At 62.7% G+C, this 25,080-nt stretch carries 24 protein-coding genes and 1 tRNA gene; 14 read left to right on the top strand and 11 right to left on the bottom strand.

From position 1 onward, the window contains the following. Positions 1 to 16: 16 nt before the first annotated feature. Positions 17 to 1,639, bottom strand: coding sequence for an ABC-F family ATPase (locus tag H6979_04430; protein ID MCP5139081.1), 1,623 nt, complete (start codon positions 1,637 to 1,639; stop codon positions 17 to 19). Positions 1,640 to 1,934: 295 nt separating this feature from the next. Here H6979_04430 and H6979_04425 point away from each other — a divergent pair, with 295 nt between their 5' ends. Continuing rightward, complete coding sequence (locus tag H6979_04425; GenBank protein MCP5139080.1) at positions 1,935 to 5,033, top strand: hypothetical protein; 3,099 nt, start codon at positions 1,935 to 1,937, stop codon at positions 5,031 to 5,033. Between the two features lie 93 nt (positions 5,034 to 5,126). Further along, a complete protein-coding gene (tadA, locus tag H6979_04420; protein MCP5139079.1) occupies positions 5,127 to 5,573 on the top strand; it encodes a tRNA adenosine(34) deaminase TadA in 447 nt (148 codons plus the stop codon). On the opposite strand, the gene mltF is transcribed toward tadA, so the two are convergent. Then, entirely contained in the window at positions 5,570 to 7,012 is a 1,443-nt protein-coding gene (gene mltF / locus H6979_04415; GenBank protein MCP5139078.1) for a membrane-bound lytic murein transglycosylase MltF, read from the bottom strand. The two genes, tadA and mltF, sit on opposite strands and share 4 nt — an antisense overlap. 197 nt (positions 7,013 to 7,209) lie before the next feature. Between mltF and H6979_04410 the strand changes: the two genes are divergently transcribed. The 4 genes from H6979_04410 (at position 7,210) to H6979_04395 (ending at position 9,745) form a co-directional block, all read left to right on the top strand. Then, positions 7,210 to 7,542: a hypothetical protein gene (locus tag H6979_04410; GenBank protein MCP5139077.1), complete on the top strand. Its 333-nt coding sequence runs from the start codon at positions 7,210 to 7,212 to the stop codon at positions 7,540 to 7,542. Positions 7,543 to 7,586: 44 nt separating this feature from the next. Next, positions 7,587 to 7,676, top strand: a tRNA-Ser gene (locus H6979_04405). A gap of 124 nt (positions 7,677 to 7,800) precedes the next feature. Next, the gene (locus tag H6979_04400) at positions 7,801 to 9,027 is read left to right on the top strand and encodes a hypothetical protein (protein MCP5139076.1); all 1,227 of its coding nucleotides are present in this window, start codon (positions 7,801 to 7,803) and stop codon (positions 9,025 to 9,027) included. A gap of 67 nt (positions 9,028 to 9,094) precedes the next feature. Next, on the top strand, positions 9,095 to 9,745 hold the full coding sequence (locus H6979_04395; GenBank protein ID MCP5139075.1) for a hypothetical protein: 651 nt from the start codon (positions 9,095 to 9,097) through the stop codon (positions 9,743 to 9,745). 3 nt (positions 9,746 to 9,748) lie between these two features. On the opposite strand, the gene H6979_04390 is transcribed toward H6979_04395, so the two are convergent. Together H6979_04390 and H6979_04385 are read right to left on the bottom strand one after the other, a co-directional pair. Then, positions 9,749 to 10,621 carry an SDR family NAD(P)-dependent oxidoreductase gene (locus tag H6979_04390; protein MCP5139074.1) on the bottom strand — a complete coding sequence of 291 codons (873 nt, stop codon included), beginning with the start codon at positions 10,619 to 10,621 and terminating at the stop codon, positions 9,749 to 9,751. 8 nt (positions 10,622 to 10,629) lie between these two features. Next, entirely contained in the window at positions 10,630 to 11,439 is an 810-nt protein-coding gene (locus tag H6979_04385; GenBank protein MCP5139073.1) for an SDR family NAD(P)-dependent oxidoreductase, read from the bottom strand. Between the two features lie 129 nt (positions 11,440 to 11,568). Here H6979_04385 and H6979_04380 point away from each other — a divergent pair, with 129 nt between their 5' ends. Further along, positions 11,569 to 12,744 carry an alpha-hydroxy-acid oxidizing protein gene (locus H6979_04380; protein ID MCP5139072.1) on the top strand — a complete coding sequence of 392 codons (1,176 nt, stop codon included), beginning with the start codon at positions 11,569 to 11,571 and terminating at the stop codon, positions 12,742 to 12,744. A 47-nt stretch (positions 12,745 to 12,791) separates the two neighbouring features. Beyond that, positions 12,792 to 14,321, top strand: coding sequence for a UbiD family decarboxylase (locus H6979_04375; protein MCP5139071.1), 1,530 nt, complete (start codon positions 12,792 to 12,794; stop codon positions 14,319 to 14,321). A gap of 43 nt (positions 14,322 to 14,364) precedes the next feature. Here the strand turns inward: H6979_04375 and H6979_04370 are convergent, their stop codons facing one another. Beyond that, on the bottom strand, positions 14,365 to 14,742 hold the full coding sequence (locus H6979_04370; protein MCP5139070.1) for a hypothetical protein: 378 nt from the start codon (positions 14,740 to 14,742) through the stop codon (positions 14,365 to 14,367). Between H6979_04370 and H6979_04365 the strand changes: the two genes are divergently transcribed. The 3 genes from H6979_04365 to H6979_04355 are packed head-to-tail and all read left to right on the top strand — an operon-like array spanning position 14,717 to position 16,580. Next, on the top strand, positions 14,717 to 15,157 hold the full coding sequence (locus H6979_04365; protein ID MCP5139069.1) for a hypothetical protein: 441 nt from the start codon (positions 14,717 to 14,719) through the stop codon (positions 15,155 to 15,157). The two genes, H6979_04370 and H6979_04365, sit on opposite strands and share 26 nt — an antisense overlap. 2 nt (positions 15,158 to 15,159) lie before the next feature. Then, complete coding sequence (locus H6979_04360; protein ID MCP5139068.1) at positions 15,160 to 15,420, top strand: hypothetical protein; 261 nt, start codon at positions 15,160 to 15,162, stop codon at positions 15,418 to 15,420. 14 nt (positions 15,421 to 15,434) lie between these two features. Next, positions 15,435 to 16,580, top strand: a complete 1,146-nt coding sequence (locus H6979_04355; protein ID MCP5139067.1) for an aromatic ring-hydroxylating dioxygenase subunit alpha — start codon at positions 15,435 to 15,437, stop codon at positions 16,578 to 16,580. A 38-nt stretch (positions 16,581 to 16,618) separates the two neighbouring features. Here H6979_04355 and H6979_04350 read toward each other — a convergent pair whose 3' ends face one another. Continuing rightward, entirely contained in the window at positions 16,619 to 17,002 is a 384-nt protein-coding gene (locus H6979_04350; GenBank protein MCP5139066.1) for a DUF302 domain-containing protein, read from the bottom strand. Positions 17,003 to 17,268: 266 nt separating this feature from the next. On the opposite strand from H6979_04350, the gene H6979_04345 reads away from it, so the two are divergent. The 3 genes from H6979_04345 to H6979_04335 all read left to right on the top strand — a co-directional run bounded on the left by H6979_04345 (position 17,269) and on the right by H6979_04335 (position 19,601). Next, positions 17,269 to 17,967: a hypothetical protein gene (locus H6979_04345; GenBank protein ID MCP5139065.1), complete on the top strand. Its 699-nt coding sequence runs from the start codon at positions 17,269 to 17,271 to the stop codon at positions 17,965 to 17,967. A gap of 15 nt (positions 17,968 to 17,982) precedes the next feature. Next, positions 17,983 to 19,086, top strand: a complete 1,104-nt coding sequence (locus H6979_04340; GenBank protein MCP5139064.1) for an enterochelin esterase — start codon at positions 17,983 to 17,985, stop codon at positions 19,084 to 19,086. A gap of 86 nt (positions 19,087 to 19,172) precedes the next feature. Beyond that, the gene (locus H6979_04335) at positions 19,173 to 19,601 is read left to right on the top strand and encodes a CBS domain-containing protein (protein ID MCP5139063.1); all 429 of its coding nucleotides are present in this window, start codon (positions 19,173 to 19,175) and stop codon (positions 19,599 to 19,601) included. Positions 19,602 to 19,729: 128 nt separating this feature from the next. Here H6979_04335 and H6979_04330 read toward each other — a convergent pair whose 3' ends face one another. The 5 genes from H6979_04330 to H6979_04310 all read right to left on the bottom strand — a co-directional run bounded on the left by H6979_04330 (position 19,730) and on the right by H6979_04310 (position 25,020). Continuing rightward, on the bottom strand, positions 19,730 to 20,995 hold the full coding sequence (locus H6979_04330; protein MCP5139062.1) for an alginate export family protein: 1,266 nt from the start codon (positions 20,993 to 20,995) through the stop codon (positions 19,730 to 19,732). Positions 20,996 to 21,201: 206 nt separating this feature from the next. Beyond that, positions 21,202 to 22,380: an NnrS family protein gene (locus H6979_04325; GenBank protein ID MCP5139061.1), complete on the bottom strand. Its 1,179-nt coding sequence runs from the start codon at positions 22,378 to 22,380 to the stop codon at positions 21,202 to 21,204. Positions 22,381 to 22,428: 48 nt separating this feature from the next. After that, positions 22,429 to 22,593 carry a hypothetical protein gene (locus H6979_04320; protein MCP5139060.1) on the bottom strand — a complete coding sequence of 55 codons (165 nt, stop codon included), beginning with the start codon at positions 22,591 to 22,593 and terminating at the stop codon, positions 22,429 to 22,431. 10 nt (positions 22,594 to 22,603) lie between these two features. Further along, positions 22,604 to 24,796, bottom strand: coding sequence for a ferrous iron transport protein B (gene feoB / locus H6979_04315; GenBank protein MCP5139059.1), 2,193 nt, complete (start codon positions 24,794 to 24,796; stop codon positions 22,604 to 22,606). Next, positions 24,793 to 25,020 (bottom strand): ferrous iron transport protein A, encoded by a 228-nt coding sequence (locus H6979_04310; protein ID MCP5139058.1) that lies wholly within the window; start codon positions 25,018 to 25,020, stop codon positions 24,793 to 24,795. The genes feoB and H6979_04310 overlap by 4 nt, the downstream gene beginning before the upstream one ends. Positions 25,021 to 25,080: the final 60 nt, after the last annotated feature.

The raw sequence follows: 25,080 nt of genomic DNA, 5'->3' as shown, positions 1-25,080 counted from the left end.
GCTGACGGAGCGAGGCTTATCTGCTGAGCCGTCTCTGCTGCTGAACCTCGGCCACGCCCTGGCTGCTGAGGTATTCCTCATATCCGCCGTGGAAATCGACGATCCCGTCGCTCTTCATCTCGATCACGCGGGTGGCGAGTGACGCCACGAATTCCCGGTCGTGGCTGACGAAGATGAGTGTGCCGGCGTAGTTCTCCAGCGCCAGGTTCAGAGCCTCGATGGATTCCATGTCCAGGTGGTTGGTGGGCTCGTCCATCAGCAGCACGTTCGGCTTGAGCAGCATCATCTTGCCGAACAGCAGGCGGCCTTCCTCACCACCCGAGATCACCTTCACTGATTTCCGGCTCTCGTCCTTCGAGAACAGCATGCGGCCGAGCGTCGCGCGCAGCGCCTGCTCGTCGTCAGTCTTCTGCTGCCACTGGCGGATCCAGTCGAACAGCGTGAGGTCCTCGGCGAAATCCTCGCCACGGTCCTGCGGGACGTAGCCGGTCGTCACGTTCTCCGACCACTTGACCGTGCCCTGGTCCGGCTCCAGTTCCTGTACAAGGCATTTCAGCAGCGTGGTCTTGCCGACACCATTCGCGCCGATGATGGCGATCCGCTCGCCGACCTCGACCTTGAGGTCCAGGTTCCTGAACAGCGGCTCTGCGTCGTAGCCCCTGGTCAGCCCCTCGACTTCCAGCGCCAGGCGGTAGAGCTTCCGCGACTGGTCAAAGCGGATGAACGGGCTCACCCGGCTGGAGGGCTTCACGTCGGCCAGTTCGATCTTTTCGATCTGGCGGGCGCGGGACGTCGCTTGCCGGGCCTTCGACGCGTTGGCCGAGAAGCGGCTGACGAAGGTCTGCAACTCGGCGATCTGCGCCTTCTTCTTCGCGTTGTCGGCCAGCAGTTGTTCGCGAGCCACGGTGGATGCGGTCATGTACTGGTCGTAGTTGCCCGGATAGATGCGCAGCTCACCGTAGTCGAGATCAGCCATGTGCGTGCAGACGCTGTTCAGGAAGTGCCGGTCGTGCGAGATGATCACCATCGTGCAGTCGCGGGTATTGAGCAGGTCCTCGACCCAGCGGATTGAGTTGATGTCCAGGTTGTTGGTGGGCTCGTCAAGGAGCAGCACGTCCGGGTTGCCGAACAGCGCCTGGGCCAGCAGCACGCGCAGTTTCCAGCCGGGTGCCACTTCGCTCATCAGGCCGGTTTCCAGTTCTGCCGGAATACCCACACCCCGCAGCAGCTCGCTGGCACGGGACTCGGCGGTGTAGCCGTCGAGTTCGGCGAAGAGGGTTTCAAGTTCACCGACCCGCATCCCGTCTTCCTCGCTCATCTCCGGCAGGGCATAGATGCGATCCCGCTCCTGCTTGATGGCCCAGAGTTCGGCATGTCCCATGAACACCGTATCGAGCACCGGATATTCCTCGAAGGCGAACTGGTCCTGGCGCAGCTTGCCGAGGCGCACACCGGCATCCAGGGCCACGTTGCCCGAGGTGGGGGCCAGATCGCCGCCGAGGATCTTCATGAAGGTGGACTTGCCGCAGCCGTTGGCCCCGATCAGCCCGTAGCGGTTGCCGCCACCGAACTTGGTCGAAACATTCTCGAACAGCGGCCTGGCGCCGAATTGCATGGTGATATTGGCTGTCGTGATCAAGGCGGAATCCTGTCGGGGGGGCTGAAGCGGGGGGCGAATGCTACACGCCGCTCCGGGGAATAGCATGGATGCCCTGCGACCGGTCCGAGGCCAGACCTTATGTCAAGGCGTGCGGGCGCCGCAGCAAGACTGCCCCGCTTGACATGCCAGGGATCCCGGCAGGACTATTCGACCACAACTACAAGTCGCAGGTCATGGTTCCAGACCCTGCACGGAAGCACCGGTCTATTCAGCATTGAAGCCTTTCCTGTTCGCCGGGAAGCGTCGTGGAAGGCGTTGTTTGGGAGCAGGTGTCATGTACAAGGCGCGCGGTTTCCGTTCGTTCCCCCAGAGCATCAGTTCCGACATGCGCCGCCGATCCTGGCTGGCACTGGCCACCCTGCCTGTCGTCCTGGCGGCGCCTGGTTCTGCCAGCGCAGCGCCGCTGACCTGGAACAGCGTCACTGCTGACTGGACCATCGGCACCAACTGGACGCCTGGTGGCCCGCCCGGAGTGGGCGATACCGCGATCATCAATGCGGGCAATGCGCAGCTGAATTCCGATACCACCATTCTCGGGCTTGCCCAGGCTGGCGGCACGATATCGGGCACCGGCGCGCTCACGCTGACCGGTTCCTCGACCTGGACCGGCGGTACCCATACCGGTGCCGGCATCAGCCAGTTCGACGGCCCGCTCGCCATATCCGGTGCAACGGCCAAGACGATCTCCGGTGCCCGCGTTGTGAATGCGGCCAGCACCGACTGGTCCGGCAACACCGGCGCCAACAACAACACCATCTCCATGGCAAGCACGAGTGTCTTCAACAACACCGGTACCTTCAGCGACGCCAACGCATTCAATAGCACCATCAGCGGTGGCACTTTCAACAACGGCGGCACCTTCAACAAGCAGACGAACACCACGACGACCATGAGTACCGTCTTCAACAATGCTGCGACGGTCAACGTGAATGCCGGAACGATGCTGATGCAGTCCGGCGGCACCAGTACCGGAAGCTTCGCCCTCGCGACGGGGGCCGTGATGGAGTTCAGGAATGGCGCTCACACGCTGAACAACGTAACGACCAGCGGTGCGGGCACGATACAGGTCAGCACGGACAATGTTGGCGCGGATGCGATCGTCACGATTACCGGTGGAACCTGGAACTCGGCCTTTCTTCTGAGCGGCAGTACCGTTACCGGGGGTAATCAGGTGTTCATGGGTCCGGCGACCTGGACCGGCGGAACGCTGACGGGTGCGGAGGGGACGAGCACTGTTTTTGGCAGCACGCTGACGATCAGTGGCGCCAACGGCAAGTCGCTTACCGGTGGTCGCGACGTGAGCGCCGGCAATACCACCTGGACCGGCAATACCGGCGCCAACAACAACGCCATTGCCATCGCGAACACCAGTATCTTCAGCAATACCGGAACCTTTACCGACGCCAATACCTTCGACAGCAGCATGAGCGGCGGTACCTTCAATAACGACGGTACCTTCAACAAGCAGTCGAACACGACGACTTCCATGGGTTCTGTCTTCAACAATACCGCGACGGTCAACGTGAATGCCGGGACGATGTTGATGCAGGCCGGCGGCGTGGACAGCGGGCAGTTCAGCATTGCCGATGGCGCAAAACTGGAATTCAGGAACGGCGTTCACACGCTGAATAACGTCACGACCAGCGGCGCTGGCACATTCCAGATCAGCACGGACAACGTTGGAGCTGATGCGACCGTCACCGTGAACGGCGGCACGCACACCTCGGCGTTCCTGCTGAGCGGAAGCACCATGACAGGCACCAGCAACACCTTCCAGGGCGCCGCCACATGGACGGGTGGTACCATCACGGGCGCAGCTTCCGCAAGCACCACCTTTGGCAGCACGCTGGCCATCACGGGTGCAAATACCAAGACGCTCTCGGGTGGTCGCAGCGTCAATGCCGGCAACACCACCTGGTCCGGCAACACGGGCACCAACAACAACGCGATTGCCATAGCCACCGCAAGTGCTTTCAACAACACGGGCACCTTTACGGATTCCAATGCCTTCGACAGCATTATCAGCGCCGGCAACGGTGGCGGCATCTTCAACAACAACGGCACCTTCAACAAGCAGTCAGGCACGACCACGACGATCGGGGTGATCTTCAACAGTTCCGACACGGTGAACGTGAACGCCGGGACGATGTTGATGGGGGGCGGAGGCACCGACTCCGGCGTGTTCAATATCGCGGATGGTGCGAAGCTGGAATTCCGGAATGGGGCGCACACGTTGAACAACGTCACGACCAGCGGCGCGGGCACCTTCCAGATCAGCACCGACAACGTTGGAGCGGATGCGACCGTCACCGTGAACGGCGGCACTCACACGACGCCGTTCCTGCTGAGTGGCAGCACCATGTCCGGTACCGATGCGACCTTCCAGGGCCTGACAACCTGGACCGGCGGCACGATATCCGGTGCCGCCAGCACGACCTTTGCCAATGACGTGGCGATCTCGGGTCCCAATCTCAAGGTCCTGGTGGGTGGCCGCACCCTGAACCTTGAAAGCACCACGACCTGGAGCGGCAATACCGCGAACAACAACAACGCCATCCGGTTCTGGAACGGGGCGACGATAAACAACAACGGTACGTTCAATGATTCGAACGCCTTCGATTCCTTCATCGAGCACAACGTCGGTGGCCCGCACAACTTCAACAATATCGGGACTTACAACAAGACCGAGAACACCCTCACCACCTTTGACCTGGGCGTCAACTTCAACAACACCGGTAACGTCAATGTGAATGCCGGCACGATCAGCGTTGCAAACGCGGTCGACAATCTGGGTACGATCAGTACCGCCACTGGCACGACATTCGCATCCACCAGCGGCGGGGCGAATCTGCAGAATCACGGTACTCTTCAGGGCACCGGCACCTATGATTCGGCAACCGGCCGGGCCGTGCAGAACTTTGGTCAGGTACAGCCGGGCACCGCGACCAGCCTCGGCAAGTTGCTGATCGCGGGCGACTACACCCAGGATGCCGTCGGCCTGATCGAGTTCAACCTGGCATCGCTCGCGGACTTCGATACCATGGATGTGGTCGGCAACCTGTCGCTCAACGGTACGGTCCACGTATCGAGCCTCGGCGGGTACAACCCCGGCAACGGTGACACCTTCACGATCATCACCTTTGATGACGGAGTGGCGGACGTCAGCGACCTGCTGGGCGTCTTCAGCCACGTGACCTGGAGTGGCTTCGATCCGGGGGTTTCATTCACCGCCCTGTACTTCGATCACTCAGTGGTGCTGAGCGCCAGCGCCAGCCCGGTACCACTGCCGGGTGGCATCTGGTTGCTCGGTACAGGCCTCGGTGGCCTGGTGTTTCGTCGGCGGCTGATGAGGATGCGCATGCCGGTATCCTGAGCCCTCGCGTTACACTGGCCGGCAACTCAGGCGACCGGTCGTGTAAACGTGGTGACTTGCGGTGTATCCGGTGTCGTTGACGACGCGGTGTTCATGCGCCGTGCGCTCGAACTCGCGCGCAGTGCGGAGCTGGCCGGCGAAGTGCCGGTGGGTGCGGTGCTGGTGCTCGAAGGGGCGGTGATCGGGGAGGGCTGGAACCGGCCGATCAGCAGCTGTGATCCGAGTTCGCACGCGGAGATCGAGGCGCTGCGGGCCGGAGCCCGGCAACTCGGCAATTACCGGCTGGCTGGCAGTACGCTCTATGTGACCATGGAGCCTTGCCCGATGTGTGCCGGCGCCATGATCCATGCGCGTGTCGCGCGTGTCGTGTACGGGACGCCGGACCTGCGTGCCGGCGCTGCCGGGACGGTCATCGATGTGCTGGGCAGCGCTGCCGCGAATCACCGCGTCAACGTGACCGGCGGCGTGCTGGCAGACGAGTGCCGGGAACTGCTGCAGGCTTTCTTTCGCACCCGTCGGGGCGGAAGGCCTGCGGTCTAGCTGCGGTTCTCGATGGCAATGGCCTGCGCCGGCCGGATGTCAGCCGCCTTCACGGGTACTTCCATGGCGGGCTCGGTCCGGCGCCAGGCATTCCGGCCTTCGGTAAGCCACACCAGGATGTCGTAGTAGTTTCGGATGTTGCGCACGTAGGCGCGGGTTTCATGGCCGCGCGCGAAACCCCAGCGGGTTTTCTCGTACCAGCGGCGCTCCATCAGCAACGGCAGGGCGCGCTTGATATCGGTCCAGCGGTCCGGATTGCCGCCGTTCAGTTTTGCGATGCGCCGCGCATCGAGCAGGTGGCCATAGCCCATGTTGTAGGCAGCCAGCGCCATCCAGGTCAGGTCAGGTTCGGATATTCCGGGCGCCAGCCGCGAGATGCGTCTGCGCATGCGCCACAGGTACTTTGAGCCGGCGGTGATGCTCTGTACCGCGTCGCTGCGATCCTCGACGTTCATCAGCAGTGCCGTATCCGGGGTGAGCATCATCATGCCCAGCGCACCCTTGGGCGATGCGGCAGCCGGATCCCAGTGACTTTCCTGATAACCGACTGCAGCGATCAGCCGCCAGTCGATGTCGGCGCGCTTCCCTGCGGCTTCGAACAAGGCCCGGTAGTGCGGCAGCATGCTCTTGTAGTCCTGGATGAATTTCCGCGTACCGGCGTAATCGAAAGAGTCGCGATGTCCGTAGTAACGGTCCATCAGATGACTGAGATCACCGGAGGCACGCATTGCGGCCATGTGTGCGCCTGCTGCATCGATCAGGCTGTGTTCGCTGCGGCGCTGAAAGGCCCAGGCCAGCGAGTCGCCCTTGCTGAAATCGAAGGCGACGAGCAGCTCGGGGTGGAAGCGCTGAAAGACCGAGAAAAGATTCGAGTCGACGACCGTGAAGTCTGCTTCGCCATCGGCGACCTTGTTGAGCAGTTCGCCGGCGTCTGCTGAGGGGTTTTCGATCCATGCGAGGCCGGGTACCTCGCGGCGGGCTGCCATCAGTGACTCGACATAGCTTGAACTGGCAATGACCTCGATGCGCTTGCCCACCAGATCGGCGGCTGAGCGGGGCCGCTTCTGTCCACGCCGATAGACGAGGTGCTGGCTCACATGCTGGTACGAGGGTCCAAAATCCACGGACCTGGCCCGTTCCGGCGTTACCGTCAGGCCGGCAGCAGCGATGTGGGCGCGACCGGCGCGGACTTCTTTCAGGAGGTCGGAGAAGCGCTCGGCTTCGATCAGTTTGAGTTTGACGCCGAGCTTTTCGGCGAAGCTGCGGGCGAGTTCGTAGTCCGGTCCTTCGGGGCCGGCCTGGCCCATGTAATAGGTGATCGGGCTATTGCGGGTGACCACGCGCAGCTCGCCCAGGGCCCTGACTTCCTCAAGCAGTGAGGGTTGCCGGGCGCAGGTACATAGCAGGCTCGCGACAGCGATGAGCAGTGCAGTACGCATGATCGGCGCGAACCGTAGCACGCAGGCTTCGACCGGGAACAGGCGCAGGTGTGATTTTTAATGTTGGGGTTTATGTATAAAAACAATTAAAACAATAATATACGAGAGATATATGGCCTTTCCCGTCAAGTCAGCTGGCCGACCCCCGGGCAGCGATTTCCGTTATTGTTCAGTCCCGCGACAGGATCCGTGATGCCATGCCCCAGACGGTCACACAGCCCGAATCAACCAGCAGTGACTGGCGCAGCCTGTGCCGGGTGCGTCGCATCGATCCCGCCGAGGTCGAGATGGTTGCCTCCCGCTACACGGCCTACCGGACCTATATGAAGGACCACGGTGGTGGTCTGCCGCTGGCCGGGTGGTTTCGTTTTTATCGCCAGGAAAAGGCCTCGGAGAGCGGCGACCAGACCGGTGGCGTCGTGGGTGGTTGCTCGGCCACCGGTGAGGCAATCGAGCAGAATGTACTGACCGACCCGCAGGGTTTTCTGGAAATCCTCAGGCTGCAGCTCGGTACAGCCGATTCAACCTGACGCCACGGCGCTGAATACCTATAATGCGGCGCCAGCCTGAAACCGGAGGGATGCCGGAGAGGCTAAACGGCCCTGACTCGAAATCAGTGGGGGGCGCAAGCCCCACGGGGGTTCAAATCCCTCTCCCTCCGCCACATATTTTTCCAGACGCGGGGCGTACGTTGCCCCTGCCTGCCAGGCCGTCCCGGGCCGGTTGCTGCAGACAGACTTTGTTCGGCGCACAATTGATCCGGCTCTCGCACGCAGGAGGCAGGTCTCATGTACCGGAATCGCGTCTCTCTGATCCTCGCCATGTCGCTTTGGTTTGCCCAACCCGCCTTTGGGCTGCAGTGTTCCAGCCCGACACTCAAGGCCGCTTCGGGTGTGATCTCGAACAAGCAAAGCTACAAGATCACTGGCGACTGCACTTACACCTGGAGCGAGATCAAGACAGGTGTCGGTTCCCACACGACGACGTCGGACAGTCTGTCGTTCAGTTATCTGGGTAGCGCGAGCTGGGATCGCCTGACCGGCGAGGCGGTGGAGACGCTCAAGTTCACCGGCGATTCGGTTGGCGTGCGCGATGCCAGGGCAATCTGCTCCCAGGATCCATTCCTCAAGGACCCTCCCGGCGGGCCAGCTGCGTGTGGCGCGGTCAAGGTCACGGCCAAGGTTGAATCCGGCGGCATCTACAATTTGTTGGTGCAGGGGCAGTTCTGGGCCGCGAAAAAACTGTCGCTTGCGGAAGCCCAGGCGCTTTCCAATCTGCCGCCGCCGAGTCAGCCGCCGCCGGCCGAAAAGCCAAAGGTTGAGCAGGCGGTTGCCGGGAACTCGCCGGGGGGGACCACGGTGGGCGGCGTCGCGTCGACGGGCGCGGGCAGTACCGGAACGGCGTCTACGCGCTCACCGCCACAAGACGTCGCGGGTCGTGCCGCAGTGATCGAGCAGATGCAGCGCGGTTCCGGTGCAGCGAGTCGTCAGCCCATGGACGCTCGTCGGGTCGCGCAGCCCGCCGCGGAAAGCCCGCAGCGAGCGGCCAGGGTGACGGGGCCTGCGACACAAATGGAAATCGAAGGGGAATCGTTCGTGACCTCGGGAGCGACGACCGTCAACGGCGGCCAGGCGCGCGTGCAGCAGATGGCGGGCTTCGGGAGCGGCTGGAGCGGGGGTGCACAGCTCTTCTGGAGCGGGGGCGCGACTGGCGCCGTGCTTGATCTTTTCGTCGACGTGCCGGCAGCTTCGAAGTATGCGGTCGAGATTTACATGACGCGTGCACCGGACTACGGTCAGCTCCAGTTCGAGATCGATGGCAACAAGAGCACGGTGCCCTTTGATGGCATGGCACCGCAGGTGATGACGAGCGGTCCGGTCCAGCTGGGAACTTTTGCGCTGCAGGCCGGGAAACGGCAGCTGAGCCTGATGATTACCGGCAAGCATGCCCAAGCGACGGGCTACTACGTCGGTATCGACAAGCTGCGACTCTATCCGGCGGGACCGATCGACTGAGCCGTCCGGTCCCGCTCGCCATTCGCCGGTAGCAGTCACACCTTTGGATATGCAGGGGAAAATTACCATGAATACACCGAAGATCTTGCTGTTGCTTGGCCTGACCGTCTTTCTCGCTGCTGGCTGTGGCGGCAAGAGCAATGGGTCGCAAGCGCCGGCAGCTGCGGCGTCATCGACATCAACCTCGTCGGACTCGACTGCGCCTGCCCCGGCAGCGGTGGACGATGACGGCATTACCGCCCGCGCGCTGCTCGAGCCGGTAATGGTTGCAGCAAGGCAGTGGCAGCCGGATGCCGAACTCGTTCTTGTGACCACGAGCATGGCGGAGGGGCCAAAGCACGCCTTCTGGTTCTACGATGTGCAGTCCCGCTCGAAGGGAGTCTGTACGCGCATTCGTGCGCTCGCCAATGGCACGGTCGAGAATGTCGGCACAGGTGATGCGTGCGTGCTGATGAAGCCGTTTTCTGGCGGCTTCGTCGACAGTCCGGTTGCCTGGGAGGCAGCGCGGGCTGCGGGCTTCGATCCCGGTGACTCTGCGCAGTTCGGTTTGCGCTTTCAGCGTGATGAAGCGCTGCCCGCGCCGCGCGAGTGCTGGGTGCTATGGTCGGACGCCGACGATGACGAGGCGCAGGGTGTAACCCGCGGCTGGTGTGTGGATCCGGTGACAGGTCAGTTCGTTGTGCGGTTGTCTGGCAAGGGGCGGATCGAGCCGCTGTAACAGCTATTGCCTCACCGGCAGCCATCGCTGCACGCAGTCCAGGCAGTAGGCCCACAACTGCGCAGCCACGGCCCGGTCCCAGGGGAGTGCAACGGCGTGCCGGCCGTCACGGCCTTCGCGAACGTAGAACGCTCCGTTGCTCTCGCCGGCTGCCGGGTCGGTGGCGAGATACAGGGGCACCAGCGCGCCTTCTGCAGGCGGGCGCATGCCCGGCCGCAGCCGTTCATAGGTACCACCAGCGAACAGCGTATTGGTGTGGAAGAAGTTCGTGTCGATGAGTCCCGGGCACAGCGCATTGCTCACCACGCCGCTGCCGGCCAGTTCAGCCGCGAGATGGTTGCTTAACAGCACGTTCATCAGCTTGCTGTTGGCATAGGCCTGCCAGCCCTCGAAGCCGCGCTCGAGCTGCAGGTTGGAGAAATCCACTCGGCCACCCCCGAGTGCCGTTGATGCGACATTGACGATGCGCGCCGGCGCGTTGGCCTTGAGCGTGTCGAGCAGGCCGAGGGTCAGCAGGAAGGGTGCCAGGACGTTCACGGCAAAGGTCAGTTCAAAGCCGTCGACGCTCAGCTGCCGGCGATCGGTGAGCAGGCCGGCATTGTTGATCAGTACCCTGAGTCCCGCGAACTCCCGGCGCAGCTGTGCGGAGAGCGCGGCGACCTCGGCCAGCGATGCGAAGTCAGCGCGCACGGTATTCAGCGCCGGATTGCCGGTGGCTGTGCGCAGCTCGTTCAGGGTTGCCTCGAGCCTGCCCGGATGGCGGCCATGGATGATGACGCTCGCACCCTGCCGGGCGAGCGCCAGTGCCGTAGCCTTGCCGATGCCGTTGGTGGCGCCGGTGACCAGAAAGGTGGAGGTACCCGCAGGCGCATTCATGGGGGAGATCAGGTCTTCTCCAGCCACTTCATCATGCCGGCCATGCGCTGCACGAACGCCGCCGGGTCCTTGTCCTTGATGCGCAGGGCTTGCAGTGCCATCTCGATGCCGATGACGGTTTCGAAGTCCCGCCTCAGCATGCCATCCACCACCTGTTCTGCACATTCCTCGGCGCTCATGCTGGTGCCATCGCTGCCAATGCTCGCGCCGTACTCCGAGCCGTCGGCAGTCAGCGCATGCTGGTAGACATCGCTCCTGATGCCGGCGATTACCAGCAGGGTGACGTCGATGTGATCGGCCAGGTGCTCGATGCGCAGCGTGTCGAAGTAGCCGTGCAGGGCATGCTTCGCCGCGCAGTAGGTGCTGTGATGGGGAACCGCATGCTTGCCTGCGACGGATGACGTTACAACCAGGTGACCACCCTGCTGTTCGATCATGCGGGGGAGTACCAGCTTCGTCAGTGCCACCGGCGCGAAGAAATCGACTTCCATGATGCGCCGCTCGACTTCGGGCAGCGTGTCTTTCGCCGCCGAGCGCTGGCCGATGCCGGCGTTGTTCACCAGTATGTCGAGGCGCGGGTAGTTGCCGAGCACCTCTCGTGCCGCCTGCTCGCGCTGGCCGGCGTCGATGATGTCGAAGGGCACGAGGCGTATGCTGCCCGGACCCTGTGTGCAGGCAGCCTTGACCCGTTCAAGCTCGGCGAGACGGCGTGCGGAGAGGATGAGTTCCGCGCCTTCGCGGTGAAATACCTTCGCCATGCCTTCGCCGACCCCGGAGGAAGCGCCGGTGATCCAGATAGTCCTGTTTTTCAGTTTCATCGTGTTTTGCGTCCTTTCCCGGCTCCGGTCTGCTTGCCTGCCACGCAGCGGGTGGCCAAGCATGGTGTCTGGCCACTATCGTTATGCGGATTGCGCCCCGAGTATGTCACTTGCAGAGGACCCCGATCCATGCCTGAGAAAATCATCGCTAGGCGCCGGCTGTTGCGCTTCCTGCTCGCCTCACCGCTGCTGGCCGCCCCCGGTCTGTTGCTGCCTCGCGCTGCGCGCAGCCGTCCCGAACTGGCGATGCCGGAAACGCTCGACGAGGTACTCGATGTGTTTCAGATGAAGCGCGCGGCGCAGAAAGTGCTCGATCCGGAAACCTGGCACTTCATCGTCAATGGCGCGGACGATCAGCTCACCCTCGAGGCCAACCGCAAGGCTTTCGACGCCTGGCAAATTCGTGTCCGTCGGCTGGTCGACGTCAGTCACATCGACACGGGCATCGCGTTGTTCGGGCAGAAACTGCCAACGCCGATCTTGCTGGCGCCGGTCGGGGCACAGCAGACCATCCACGCCGACGGCGAGCCTGCGACCATGCGCGGCGCCTCGGCCAGCGGGCATCTGATGATCGCTTCCACAATGACTGGCAGCAGCATCGCCGAGATTCGTGCTGCTGGTACGGCACCCCTGTGGTTTCAGCTTTATGCCTCACCGGACGAGGGATTCATGCGGCACCTGCTGGCGGTGGCGGAAGAGGCCGATTGCCGGGCGATCGCGCTGACGGTGGACTCTCCGACCCGTGGCAACCGCGAGGGCGAACGCTGGTTCGCCCGAAGATCGACGCGGAAAGGCCGGGTACGTGCGGGGAACCTGGAAGGTTACAAGGGGCCGCAGCGTATCGGCGATCCGGCCATGACCTGGGCAATTGTGGACTGGTTGCGCGCCAACACGCAGCTGCCAATCCTGCTGAAGGGAATCGTGACGCGCGAAGATGCCGAACTGGCGGTGAGCAGGCGCGTGGACGGCATCATCGTCTCGAATCACGGTGGCCGGCAGGAAGAAAGTGGCCGCGGAACTCTCGAGTGTTTGCCGGAGGTTGTCCAGGCAGTCGATGGGCGCATGCCGGTCCTGATGGACGGAGGCATCCGGCGCGGTACCGATGTATTCAAGGCCCTGGCGCTGGGCGCCACCGCGGTCTGCGTGGGCCGGCCCTATCTGTTCGGCCTGGCGGCTTACGGTGACAACGGCGTCGCGAAGGTCATGGCGATCCTGGACAGCGAACTCAAGCGGGCGATGCAATTCGCCGGCACAACGGATCTGGCTGCAATCAAGCCCGCCTGGCTGCAGCGCCGGGTGCGATGACCGGGCATGCAGTTGCCTCTTGCCATCAACTGCGGTTTGATCTGCCAATGAACAGCTCACCCGGTGTTTCCACAGGCAGCTCCATGGCACCTTTCGAGTCGCTGCGCGACTGGATAGCAGCGCTGGACGCACGTGGTCTCGTGTTGCGCTTTCGCGATGTTGACCAGGATGCGTACGAGGCGACCGGGATCATGTACGCATTGATCGAAGAGTTCGGCCGGCGCGAGGCGCCAGCGGTCGTGTTTGAAAATCTGCGCGCCAACGGCCAGGTATATCCCGGCCCGATCGTGGCCAACGTGCAGGGCCATATGGATGCCGAGGCACTGTTGTTCGGCGTTGAGCCGCATCCGCACGATCCCCGCCGGTCCTACCGCACGGTGAAGGACCTGCTGCTGGCGCAGCTCGAGCGCGACAACGGCGAGTACGCGCTGATCGAGCCGCGAGAAGTACGCGCTGAGGAGGCGCCGTGCAAGGAAGTGCGGTTGACGGGTGACGAGGTTGACGTTACGGCCTTTCCCTTCATTCGCGGTAATCCGGGCGATGGCGGCCCTTACATCAACACGGCATCCGTGTTCACCCGGGATCCGGACTTGGGCGTGAACCTCGGTACCTACCGTTGCCAGGTCAAGGGGCCGCGCAAGGTGATGGTGAACTTCGAAGCAGGCCAGACCGGCCATCGCATGGTAATGGCGGCCAGCCAGCGCGGCGAGACGACGGTGCGGGTTGCGCTGGTGATCGGCCAGGATCCCATGACATGGATGGTGAGCAGCTCGCGGGTGCCAAACCGCATCGGCAACCGCAAGCCGATCGACGAACTCGCCGTGGCCGGCGGTTTCCGCGGCAAGGCAATCGATGTGGTGCGAACCGGGGGCGGCGACTTCCTGGTGCCTGCCAACGCTGAAATGGTGATCGAGGGCACGGTGGATATCGTCAACCTCGAACCTGAAGGGCCGTACCACGAGATGTACGGCTATATGGGCATTGCGAAAGAGAAAAACTACGTGATGCGGGTGGATGCGCTCACCCACAGGCGCCAGCCGTGGGTCATGAACAGCTTCACCGGCGTCGTCTCCGAATACTGCACGGCGGCCCAGTCTGCGGCCAGCATTTACGCGCTGCGCAAGACCTTTCCCCAGGTCGTGGATTACTTCATGCCGGGCGACTCGCAGGGCATCGCATACATCAGCATCCGCAAGGACGCACCGGGCCAGGGCCTGAAAGTGGCTGAGCCTCTCGCCAACTTCAATCCGCTGTCGCGGATCGTGATTGTGGTCGATGACGACATCGACATCCTCGACTCGGCGGCGGTGCGTTTCGCAATCGGTTCGCGATGGCAGCCGGGATCCGCTACCGAAATCCTCAGGGGCAAGCGTGCATTTGCGCTGGACCCCGGGTCGCCCGACCGGGTGACGACGAGCAAGGCAATCATTGATGCAACACGACAGTGGCCGGAAGAAGGCGGCCCGCCCGTGTACCAGGAGTTGAACCGGGCGGTGCTCCTGCGGGCGGCGCCTGACATCGTCGAACGCATGAAGGCGCGCTGGCCAGGGAAGTTGCGGCGCGATCGCCGTTTTTGATCGTTCCGGGCAGCTCTTTTCGGCAACCTGTTGCCTCTTGCAGTCAAATGCGGTTCCATTCCTTCATGGACAGGTCGTTTTCGCCCATCGCCGTTTTCGCCGTGTTGCTCGCTGCTGGTTGCACCCCTGCGCAACAGGCACCTGCTCCGCCGGCGGCAGCGGCCGTATCGTCTGAACCGGTTCCGGCAAGGGAATCGCGGTCCTCGGCGGGGGCGGCGGCAGCTGCAGCGCCGGTCGTTGAAAACGAGCCGGCACCGCTTGAGCCTGAGGCGGCCGGAGCTGAATCGGCCAGGGACGTGTCGGTCGTGCCGCCAGTTGCGCCGCCGAAAACGACAGCGACTGCAGCCGCTCCGGTTCCGGCTTCAGCACCACCACCTGCACCGGCATCGGCACCGGTGAGTCCACCGCCGTCGGCAGCCACGCCCAGGTCCGCGCCGCCTGCTGCCCAAACGCCGGCACCTGCAGCGAGCGCGGCCCCAGCGCCACGACCGCCGCCGGTCGCTGCCGCGCCACCAGCTGCACCGCCGCTCGATCTGGCCGGGCTCGAGTCGCGACTGCGTGCGACCAAGGCCATCGGCGTGATGACCAAGCTGGCGCTCAAGAACCAGGTCGACGATCTGCTCGATACCTTTCGCAATCAGTACCGCGGGCGCGCCAAGATTCCGTTGACGGAGCTGCGGGCGGCTTATGACCGGTTGCTGATGAAGGTGCTGTCACTCCTTCAGGACAGTGATCGGGCGCTGGCGAGGGATATCGTCAGCTCGCGTGAAGCGATCTGGGGCATTCTTTCGGACCCGAAGAAGTTTTCCGAGAACAATCTGATGGCAGGAGCATGAGCATGCGCAGACAGCTGACGAATATGGTTTTGGCCCTTGTGACAGTTTGCTGTGCCGGACCGTTGCTTGCCGTGGATATTGGTGCCGATGAAGCCGCCGCCAAGGACATGACAGCGGTGATAGCCCTGCAGGGGCTGCCCTGCGGGCAGGTCGTGCGCGCCGAGAGGAAAGGCGACAACGACTATCTCGCTTCGTGCTCGGATGGCAATCGCTATCGGGTGACGGTCAACGCCGAGGGGCGTGTTGTCGTCGTGAAGCAGTAGCAGGGTCGACAAGCATGTTGTTTGCGAACGTATGGTACATCGCCGAGTGGAGCGAGAGCGTCAGCGATACACCGGTGAAGGTGAAGATGCTCGGGCGCGAGTTCGTGCTGTTCAGGGATATCGAGGGCAAGGCGGTGTGCCTGAGCAACACCTGCTGTCACCGTGGCGCGAGCCTCGCGCAGGGCAAGCGACAGGATGATGGCACGCTGTCCTGTGTGTTCCACGGCTGGCGCTTCAACGCCGGTGGCCGGTGCACGAATATTCCCTCGCAGCTCGATCCGGCTGCCGACATCCCTGCCTCGGCCCGGATCGACAGCTACCCGACGCAGGAGAAACATGGCCTGATCTGGGTTTTTCTGGGCGACCGGCCCGAAAAGGCGCATCCGCTGTTCGATATGCCGGAAGACAACGACCCGGCCTGGCGACGGGTGATCTTCTCCGATACATGGAAAGCCAACGTGCACTGGGCAAAGATGGTGGATCTCGATCAGGTACACCTGCACATCGTCCATGGCATCCCGCTCAACGAGGAAAACCCGAGCCGGCCTTCGGCGCACAGCGTGGAATGGCTCGACAACGGCTTTCGCACGCATCTGGTTTCCAGGCCACCGCCGCCATCAGGCGAGTGGGCAAAGATGCGCAAGGAGCGTACCGAGGTGAACTCGCACCTGACGTTCTATCTGCCGGGATTCACGCTATACGGCCGCATCCAGATCGGTACCCCGGATACGTCATTCACCAATGTCTTCTATTCCATGTCCACACCCATCGATGAAGAGAACACGAAGATGTACCTGGTCGTCTTCCGCAATTTCATGCTGGAACCGGAAAAGGACAAGGACCACCTGCAGCGCAACCTGCGCAACGTTTACCAGGACAAGGCGATTGCCGAAGCCAATCTGCCGAAGCGTGCACCGGATATCCCCGAGTGGCCGGTGATCAACGTTGACCGTGAAGATCTGCTGATGCAGACCTATTGGCAGTTCATGCGCGAACTGCGTGGCAAGGGCTGGCAGATTGACCGACTCGCACTGGATGCCTGCGAGCGCAATGGTGAGGTGCGGGTGATTCCGTCGCCGGCGCGCCAGGCAGATCCGGCGCACTGGGTGTACCGGCCAGTGCCCTTTGTGGCGGCGGAGGGCAGTCCGGCAGCGCGCTGAATCCGGGGCCGAATACCCGCGTCGCCGCGCGTTCCGACTCAGCGCGCCTCGTCGACCATCTGGATGGTCTGGTCTTCGACCTCCTGGGCGACCTGCATCAGGGTGGCGTCCCGGGACAGTGCAGACAGCATTTCGCGTGGCTTGATCAGGCCAATCTTCGTCGCCCCGTTTTCGGTGTACACCGAAATACGACAGGGCAAAGCCATATTGATGCGCATGTCGGTGGCCAGAACCCGGGCGGCCTGTCCGGGATTGCAGACCTCGAATACCCGGCACTGCTGGTCGAATGCCACGCCCTTGCTGCGCAGGGTATTGCCGAGATCGTGGATATGCAGCACGCCGAAGTCGTGCCGCTTCACCGCTGCCTCGAGATCGGCCGAGGCCTGGTCGAAGCTCTTGCTGCTTTCAACGATGTAGTACATGTAATCCTCCGCTTCAGCTGCGTGCCGGTGGGGCCGGTGGTGGTGTCTCGGAAGCTGCGGCCTTCTTCTGGGCTTTTTCTGCCTTCTTCTTCTTTTTCTCCATCTCTCTCTGGCGCTTTTCGAACTGGTAGTTTTGTTTCATCGCTGGATCCTTTTCTGCGGCAGGACAGACAATAGCCCATGCAGGCGTTTTCGCCGAATTTTTGTCTATCCGGCTGCATCACGGGGGTATGCTGCAGTTGATTCCACTGGCATGAGACCCGCAGATGGCAGCTGATTTTGATCTGGAGCGCCGGTTCCAGGACCTGATCGAGGTGGTGGATGCAAAGCTGCAACTCAGGCCCGTGGTGCTGGACCCGGAGCTGGCTGAGCCGCATTCCTTCCTGAAAATCCTCAAGGCCCGCCACATGAACTGGCAGGCGCCGCGTTGCCGAAAGGTATTCGGCATGCGGTTTTCAGTGAAGATCCCGTCGCTTGACCAGATGAACTTCATCATTTATCCGGAACCCGGATATGACGCACCGATCTTCCTGTTCTTCTGCCTGCTGACCGGCCGCAAGCTGATCGCGCATGTGAACCTGAACTGTCCGTTCCGGGATGAGGCTTACATGCAGAAGTGGGTCGCACCGCTGCTCGAAGCGCGGCAGCGCCATGGATCTTTTGATTGTGAAGACCGTTATCCGGAATGGATGCTGAAGTGGCGCACGCCCGCCGGCATCTACGGCATGTTGCCGAAAGACCGCTTTGATGATTTCATGAACTGCGGTCTCGACTATCTGCATGTCTATCTGGGTCACCTGGTCGGCTGCGAAGCGGTGCAGGATGAGGCCCGTCTGGCGCAGATCAGCGAAGCGCAGGCGCAGTTCGTCAGCGATATACGCACCCAGGACAAGGCCCAGGGCATGATGGCCAGGATGATCGGCGCGGAGAAGGCGCGACGTATCTTTTACGAGGTGACGACCTGAAGTCGCAGACAAATCATGGCTCGTAAACACAGTCCGGGCAGTGCCGGCAAGCTTGTCGTCCTTGAGCACGTCTCGCGCGTCCTGAAGGACAATCGCCTCAATGACCCGCATGTGCGCAAGCTCGCCGTCTGGTTGCCGCCTGGCTACGATGGCCGGGGCCAGCGGCGGTTTCCGGTGCTCTACGATTTCGCCGGTTTTACCGGCTCGGGGCTCGCGCACCTCAACTGGAAGCCGTTCAGCGAAAACCTGGTCGAGCGCGTGGCGCGGCTGATTCACGCAAAGAAGATGCCGCCGGTGATACTGGTGATGCCGGACTGTTTCACCGCACTCGGCGGCAACCAGTACATCAATTCCTCCGCGATTGGACGCTACGCTGACTATCTGACGCGCGAGATCGTCCCCTTCGTCGATGCAGAGTTCCGTACGCTCGCTGCGCGCGAGCATCGGGGCTGCTTCGGCAAATCCTCGGGCGGCTACGGCGCGCTGGTCCATGGCATGAAATATCCGGCCACCTGGGGCGCGGTCGCGGATCATTCCGGGGATGCGCATTTCGACTTTGTCTATCGCAGCGACTGGCCGAACACACTGAACGAGCTGGCGAAGTATCGGCTGCCGCGCCGGCAAGCGGGTGTTTACCGTGCCGCCCGCGCTGGCGCAGAGGTGGCGTTGGCTCGTGGCCATGACGACGGCCGGGTGCGGCGCTTCCTGGATGCAATCTGGAAGAAGTCCAAGGTCTCGCGGGCCGAGGGCCTGGCGCTGATGAACCTGTGCATGGCCGCGAGTTACGATCCGCAACCGCAGGCACCGCTCGGCTTTCGCCTGCCATTCAATGCGGAAACCGGTGAGCTGATTGCTGCCAACTGGAAGCGCTGGCTGGTCCACGACCCGATCCATATGGTCACGCGGCATGCGGCGGCACTGCGCTCGCTGCGCGGCCTGTATGTGGACTGTGGCTGGCGCGACCAGTACCACATCCATTATGGCTGCCGGATCCTGTCCCGGCGGCTGTCGGCCGCGGGCATTGCGCACCGTTACGAAGAATTCGATGATGATCACTCGGATATCGACTATCGCATGGACCTGAGCCTGCCGTTCCTGGCCAGAGCGCTGCGGAGCTGAATGTCGTCCCGGCCCGGAGCCTGGGGCGCGAAACGCGGCAGCCATGCTTCTATACTGTTGTCGTTACGGGGCGGGAGGGAACAACAATGAAAGCGATCGGGACGATTCTGACGAACAAGGGGGGGCAGATCTGGTCTGTGGCGCCGGGCGACACGATGTTGCAGGCGATCACCACCATGGCCGAGCGCGGGGTCGGTGCGCTGCTGGTCATGGAAGGGCCGAAGCTGCTCGGCATTATCTCGGAGCGCGACTATGCCCGTCGGATCATCCTGCAGGGGCGGCGTTCTGCCGATACGCGTGTCGAGGAGATCATGACGCGCGATGTCATCGCGGTGTCGGTCGACATGACGGTCGAGCAGGGGCTGGCCTTGATGACAGAGCGGCATTTCCGCCATCTGCCGGTGATCGATGAGGGACGGGTGATCGGTGTGGTGTCGATCGGTGACCTCGTCAAGGAGATCATCAAGGATCAGCAATTCGTGATCGAGGAGCTGCGCCGCTACGTATCCGGATGAGGGGTCGGTTTTCCATGAAGGGCAGGCGGCCCTTCATGCTTGTTTCCTGAAGAAGGGTTGCGTGCCAAAAAAAGGAAGGGCCCAGTCAGCCGGAGCTGCCTGGGCCCTTCTTGCGTATCGGCTCAGGATCAGAAGTTTGCGGAGAGCATGATCCAGAACTTGTCGACGTCAACGTAGCTGGGGGCTTCGTTGTCGCCGTTAAAGGCGGCGTACTTCAGGGCAACCGAGTAGTTGGTGCCGATCGGCAGGGTGGCCCAGATACCCAGTTCGTTGCCGTAGTCCACCGAGCCCGTTTCGGCCTGGTAGTCGTCATAGCGCACCTTGATGTTGGCACCGAGCAGGGGGAAGTCCACCTGCACGAAGGTATCCTCGATGCCGCCGGTCGGGGTCGAAGTGAACTGGTCAGCCCAGCCCTGGAAGGCATGTGCCGTCGCCAGCGGCGTCTGGAACTGGTGGTTGGCAACGGTGTCGCCTTCCAGCACTTCATACGACAGCTTGACGGTTACCTTCTGCCACTTGACCCCGGCCTCTGCCAGATAGTAATCGGCGCTGTAGCTGTTGGGGTTGTCCTGATAGTCGTCCTGGGTGGCCCACTCGGCCGCATAGGGAACTGACCACTGGTCGTTGATCTTGATGTCGCCGGCCAGGCGCAGGCCGAGCGTCTGGCTCGACAAGGCGGCGGCTTCATCGAAGTCGAGGAAATAGCCGTAAGCGGTCAGCTTGGCGGCCGGGCTGAAGGTGTAGCTCAGGTCGAGCAGATGCGTATTGCCGTTCAGGTCGGATGGCGGCGTGCCGCTGTCGGGACCGAATATGCGATTCACCTGACCGACATAGGCATAGTAGGCCTGCAGCTTGTCGTTGAACTTGTAATTGACGGAGGCCGCGTCGTAGGTCTGTTCGTTCTGGCGCCAGCCCACCGGACCAACAAAACGCTCGTTGCCGCGCGAGATCTTTTGCCGGCCGACGACGATTTCCGTATTCGCCAGCCCCATGTACTTGATCGCGGCAACGTTCAGGTCGGTTCCGACAGGATCGAGCACCGTCGGCAGGTTGGTGTTGCCGTTCCGGGTGCTGTTGTAGCGCTGCTTGCCGACAGAACGGATGTCGTCCAGTTCCAGCATCAGGCTCAGGTCCTGCCAGGCCGCAGTCTGAAAGGAAATGCGTGAACGCAGGGTGGATGCGTTGGCATCATCCGTGAAGTTGTCCTGGTCAACGTTCTCATAGCGGTAGCGGAAGGACACGCTGGTCTTGCCGTCCTTGAAGGCCTGTGCGATATCGGTGCCCACGTCGCCGGCATAGGAAGCGACCGGCGTGATCAGCATGCTGCTGGCGAGTGCGGACAGGACGCCAAGCCCCAGACGCTTTGCCGAAGTGGTAGTACGTGAAACTGTCACTGTAGTCACTCCTTTGCTGGATATATTTCGCTGCTGCATATTAGGCGCGCGGACGGACGCGCTTTGCATAGCGAGTTGTACTTACAAGTGAGGGGAAAAGTGCCGCCGTGGTGCGTAGAACGCGTAAATCCAGCCTTGTGTTCTAGGTATTTCCCGCAGCGGGCACGAGTGACTGATCGGTATGGCCTGAATTAGGCTGCGGTACTTCAGCCCGGTTTTCCATCCACGCGTGGTGTTGCCAGGATCGGGCCATGGACCGCAACGTAGATCAGGAAAGCGAGCGCCCAGCTCGTGCCGGCAGCGAGCAGCACGGCTGAATAGTTGTCCGGCCAGACCACCGGTCCGGCGACGCGCAGTAGTGCTGCCAGCGCGAGCAGCAGATAGGCGATGAGGATCGGCCGGCTGACCACCAGCGGCCGGCCGGTGTGGCCGAGCGCGGTGCGTGTGGTCACGGCAAGGATCATCGTCGCAATCGCACCGATGCCGAAGCCATGCTGCCAGTACTGTGCCCAGATCGCCTCGCCCAGCAGCGCGATGCCCTTCAGTGCAAAGCCGAGCGGCAACCATGCGTAGGCCAGATGCAGTACCCATAACATCGGATCGCCGCCGGTACGCAGGCTGCGCCAGCCTGAAAGCCGCACGGCGTGCAGCGCGGCGACGATGCATGCAAGCCAGCCGCGCAGCATCGGGCCGGGCTGCCAGACATCGACGACGATCACCGCGATCATCGCGACCGGCAGCAGCGTCTCCAGCCACGCATACCTGTGCAAATTGAAGGCGATGTTCGCACGGCGCAGCGCGTTGCTCGTGAAGGCCGGCAGGATCCGCCCGCCGACGATGGTCAACAAGAGCAGCACGATGTTCATTGCGGTGAGCAGCGCATGACTGGCGAGAGCCGCATCCGACCGCGCCAGCGAGAACAGAAACACGGCGTCTGATATCCACAGGGACAGGAGGACGAGCAGCATCGCGATATTGCGGTTTCGTTCGCGGATGATCGGCGGTGCGATCAGCGCTATCAGCAGAGGCAGAAATGCGAGTTCCAGTGCGGCCAGCAGCGGGAGGCTGCAGAACGGTGCGAGGGCAAATGCCACGCGACCAGCCATCCAGACCAGGGCCAGCGTGAAAACCGGCAGGCCGCCAAAGCCACGGTTGCGGGTCCAGCTCGGCACGCCGCTGAGGAGAAAGCCTGTTATGGCTGCGGCCGTGAAGCCGAACAGCATTTCATGGGCATGCCAGAGCTGCGCAGGCAGACGGCCGGCGAGAGGTTCGGCATTGCCCAGCCAGATCAGCAGCCAGGCGGGAATGACGAGCAGCGCAAAGAGGCCACAAAGGAAGAAGAATGGACGGAAGCCGTAGGCAAACAGAGGGTGACGGATCAACATGCGCAAAGTATGGCGCAGCCGCCGGGAAATTCATCGTTCCCTGGCAGGTCAGTCGATTCGCTTGTAGAAGCGGACCGTCTTTTCCTTTTCCGGAGGTGGTGCCGACGCACAGCCCGAACAGCTGCCGGACGGTTTTTTCCAGAAACGCCAGGCGAGGCGGCCGGCAACGACGCCGACGATCAGTATGGCGATGATCTCCTGCAAACCGGGCATGACATTCTCCTCAGCTGCCGAGCTGGTAAGCAAGCAGCGCGCCCGTGTAACCCAGCCCGGTCATGTACAGCCAGGCAAAGACCGGCCAGCCCAGGCTGTTGGTCTCACGATATATCACCGCAAGCGTCGCCGCACACTGCAGACAGAAGGCATAGAAGATCAGCAAGCCGACCACCATCGGCAGTGTGTAGATCGATGACCCATCCGGCCATGTGGCGCGCTTCAACTGGGAACGCAGGGCGCTGTCTGTCGCCTCGCCCTGATCACCGACCGAGTAAATCGTGCTCAGTACGGCGATCACCACTTCCCGCGCGGGGAACCCGGCGATCACCGCCGCCGAAACCTTCCAGTCCCAGCCGAGCGGTGCGAAGGCGGGCGCCACGAAGTGGCCGGCGCGGCCCAGCCAGCTCTGTTCCAGCCATGCACTCGCCAGGCGGTTGTCGAGCTGCTCGATCTGCCGGTCGCGCACAGCGCTGTCCGGCAGATTGGCAAGTGCGGCGCGTTCGGCCTCGTAGGGTGCGGCGACTTCCGGTGGCCGCGGGAAATACACCAGTGCCCAGACCAGCACGGCCACCGAGAAGATCACGGTGCCGGCGCGTACCAGAAAGATGCGGCCGCGTTCGGCGAGCCGGATCGCGACCGACCACAGGTTCGGCAGGCGATAGGGCGGCAACTCGATCATGAAGGTCGGTGTGGGGCCGCTCAGTGCCGTGCGCTTCAGCAGCAGGGCGGTGAAGATGCCGCCGACGATGCCGAGCAGGTAGAGGCCGAGCAGGACCATGCCCTGCAGGTTGATCAGCCCGCCGAGATAACGTGTGTCGGGAATGAAGGCGCCGATCAGCAGCGCATAGATGGGCAGACGTGCCGAGCAGGTCATGAAGGGCGCGGCGAGGATCGTTGCGATCCGGTCGCGCCGCTCGGGTATCACGCGCGTTGCCATGATGCCGGGCACGGCGCAGGCAAAGCTCGACAGCATTGGAATGAAGGACTGGCCGGACAGGCCCACCGAGCGCATCAGGCGGTCGACCATGAACGCGACACGCGGCATGTAGCCCGAGTCCTCCAGCACGATGATGAAGGCGAAGAGGATCATGATCTGTGGCAGGAAGATCACCACACCACCGACGCCGGCGATCACCCCGTCGACCAGCAGACTGGAGATTGCCCCGGGCGGCAGGGCAGCGCGCACCACTTCGCCGAGGCCTGATGCCCAGCCGTCGATCAGGTCCATAAGCGGCGCGGCCCAGGAGAATACCGCCTGGAAAACCGCCGCCATGACCAGCAGGAACAAAAGCGAGCCGATCACCGGGTGGTTGGTTACGCTGTCGATGCGGTCGCTGACCGTGACCCGTGGTGGCTGGCGTCGTTCCACTTTGGCGATCAGTGCGTTGATCAGTCCGTAGCGGGCAGTCGCCTCCATTGCAGCCAGCGAACTGCCGGCGCTGAGCCTGGCACGCAGATCAAGCAACTCGGCGTGGAAGGCTTCGCCGGCGCTCAGCTCGAAGCGGCGCTCGGCCGCACCGTGTGCATCGATGAGTGCCCGCTCGATTTCGTATTCGCTCAGGTGCGAGCCTGCGGCCCGCAGCCGCTGCCAGAGGTCCGCCGCAGCCTCATTGACCGTGGGCAATACCCGGAGTGGCGGCGGTGACGGTGCATCGATCGCTCTGGCCAGCGCGGCGCGCAAATCATCCAGTCCGATGCCGCGGGCAGCCGAGAGCGCAACCACCTGTGCGCCCAGTGCCTTGCCGAGGGCGGTGATATCGACTTCGATGCCCTTGGCCGCTGCGAGGTCAGTCATGTTCAGGCCGATGACCATCGGCAGTCCAAGCTCCGCGAGCTGGGTGACGAGAAACAGGTTGCGTCGCAGATTGGTCGCATCGACAACGGCAAGGATGGCGCGAGGTCGCGGCAGGTCTTCGACATGGCCGAGGAGGACGTCGATGGCCACCATTTCGTCAGGCGACTGCGCGGCGATCGAGTAAGCACCTGGCAGATCGACGAGCGTGACTTTCTGACCGCTGAGGGTGATGTGTCCGGTATGTCTTTCGACGGTCACGCCAGGATAGTTGGCGGTCTTCTGCCGCAGTCCGGTCAGCGCGTTGAACAGCGTGCTCTTGCCGGTATTCGGATTGCCGATTACGGCAATCACCCGGTCCCTGGCATTTTCCAGCTCCGTTACCGGGGCGGGTGCGGCTTCATTCATGTCGCCAGAATAACCTCTACCTGGCGCGCTTCCTCGCGACGCAGCGATAGCGCGTAATCCATGACCGAGACCTCGATCGGATCGCCGCCGATGGCCCGGCGAGTCACCTTGATCGGCGAGCCGGCGAGGAGGCCGAGCGCCATGAGCCGCTGCACGACAGGGCCGTGGCCATTTACGGCGGTAATGGTGGCCGGTTGCCCGACCTTGAGTTCATCGAGTGTCATGCGCCCATTCTAAATGAGAATCATTGTCATTCGATAGGGACTTTCCCTGAGCCGGGCCAG

This window comes from Chromatiales bacterium, from assembly GCA_024234935.1.
Classification (GTDB): Bacteria; Pseudomonadota; Gammaproteobacteria; order Steroidobacterales.
This window is presented reverse-complemented; position numbering and strand designations above follow the sequence as displayed.

Bases quoted from the DNA above. Each gene is read 5' to 3' on its own strand.
- H6979_04425 (MCP5139080.1), top strand. From the start codon at position 1,935: ATGTACAAGGCGCGCGGTTTCCGTTCGTTCCCCCAGAGCATCAGTTCC.
- tadA (MCP5139079.1), top strand. From the start codon at position 5,127: ATGCGCCGTGCGCTCGAACTCGCGCGCAGTGCGGAGCTGGCCGGCGAA.
- mltF (MCP5139078.1), bottom strand. From the start codon at position 7,012: ATGCGTACTGCACTGCTCATCGCTGTCGCGAGCCTGCTATGTACCTGC.
- H6979_04410 (MCP5139077.1), top strand. From the start codon at position 7,210: ATGCCCCAGACGGTCACACAGCCCGAATCAACCAGCAGTGACTGGCGC.
- H6979_04400 (MCP5139076.1), top strand. From the start codon at position 7,801: ATGTACCGGAATCGCGTCTCTCTGATCCTCGCCATGTCGCTTTGGTTT.
- H6979_04395 (MCP5139075.1), top strand. From the start codon at position 9,095: ATGAATACACCGAAGATCTTGCTGTTGCTTGGCCTGACCGTCTTTCTC.
- H6979_04390 (MCP5139074.1), bottom strand. From the start codon at position 10,621: ATGAATGCGCCTGCGGGTACCTCCACCTTTCTGGTCACCGGCGCCACC.
- H6979_04385 (MCP5139073.1), bottom strand. From the start codon at position 11,439: ATGAAACTGAAAAACAGGACTATCTGGATCACCGGCGCTTCCTCCGGG.
- H6979_04380 (MCP5139072.1), top strand. From the start codon at position 11,569: ATGCCTGAGAAAATCATCGCTAGGCGCCGGCTGTTGCGCTTCCTGCTC.
- H6979_04375 (MCP5139071.1), top strand. From the start codon at position 12,792: ATGAACAGCTCACCCGGTGTTTCCACAGGCAGCTCCATGGCACCTTTC.
- H6979_04360 (MCP5139068.1), top strand. From the start codon at position 15,160: ATGCGCAGACAGCTGACGAATATGGTTTTGGCCCTTGTGACAGTTTGC.
- H6979_04355 (MCP5139067.1), top strand. From the start codon at position 15,435: ATGTTGTTTGCGAACGTATGGTACATCGCCGAGTGGAGCGAGAGCGTC.
- H6979_04350 (MCP5139066.1), bottom strand. From the start codon at position 17,002: ATGTACTACATCGTTGAAAGCAGCAAGAGCTTCGACCAGGCCTCGGCC.
- H6979_04345 (MCP5139065.1), top strand. From the start codon at position 17,269: ATGGCAGCTGATTTTGATCTGGAGCGCCGGTTCCAGGACCTGATCGAG.
- H6979_04340 (MCP5139064.1), top strand. From the start codon at position 17,983: ATGGCTCGTAAACACAGTCCGGGCAGTGCCGGCAAGCTTGTCGTCCTT.
- H6979_04335 (MCP5139063.1), top strand. From the start codon at position 19,173: ATGAAAGCGATCGGGACGATTCTGACGAACAAGGGGGGGCAGATCTGG.
- H6979_04325 (MCP5139061.1), bottom strand. From the start codon at position 22,380: ATGTTGATCCGTCACCCTCTGTTTGCCTACGGCTTCCGTCCATTCTTC.
- H6979_04320 (MCP5139060.1), bottom strand. From the start codon at position 22,593: ATGCCCGGTTTGCAGGAGATCATCGCCATACTGATCGTCGGCGTCGTT.
- feoB (MCP5139059.1), bottom strand. From the start codon at position 24,796: ATGAATGAAGCCGCACCCGCCCCGGTAACGGAGCTGGAAAATGCCAGG.
- H6979_04310 (MCP5139058.1), bottom strand. From the start codon at position 25,020: ATGACACTCGATGAACTCAAGGTCGGGCAACCGGCCACCATTACCGCC.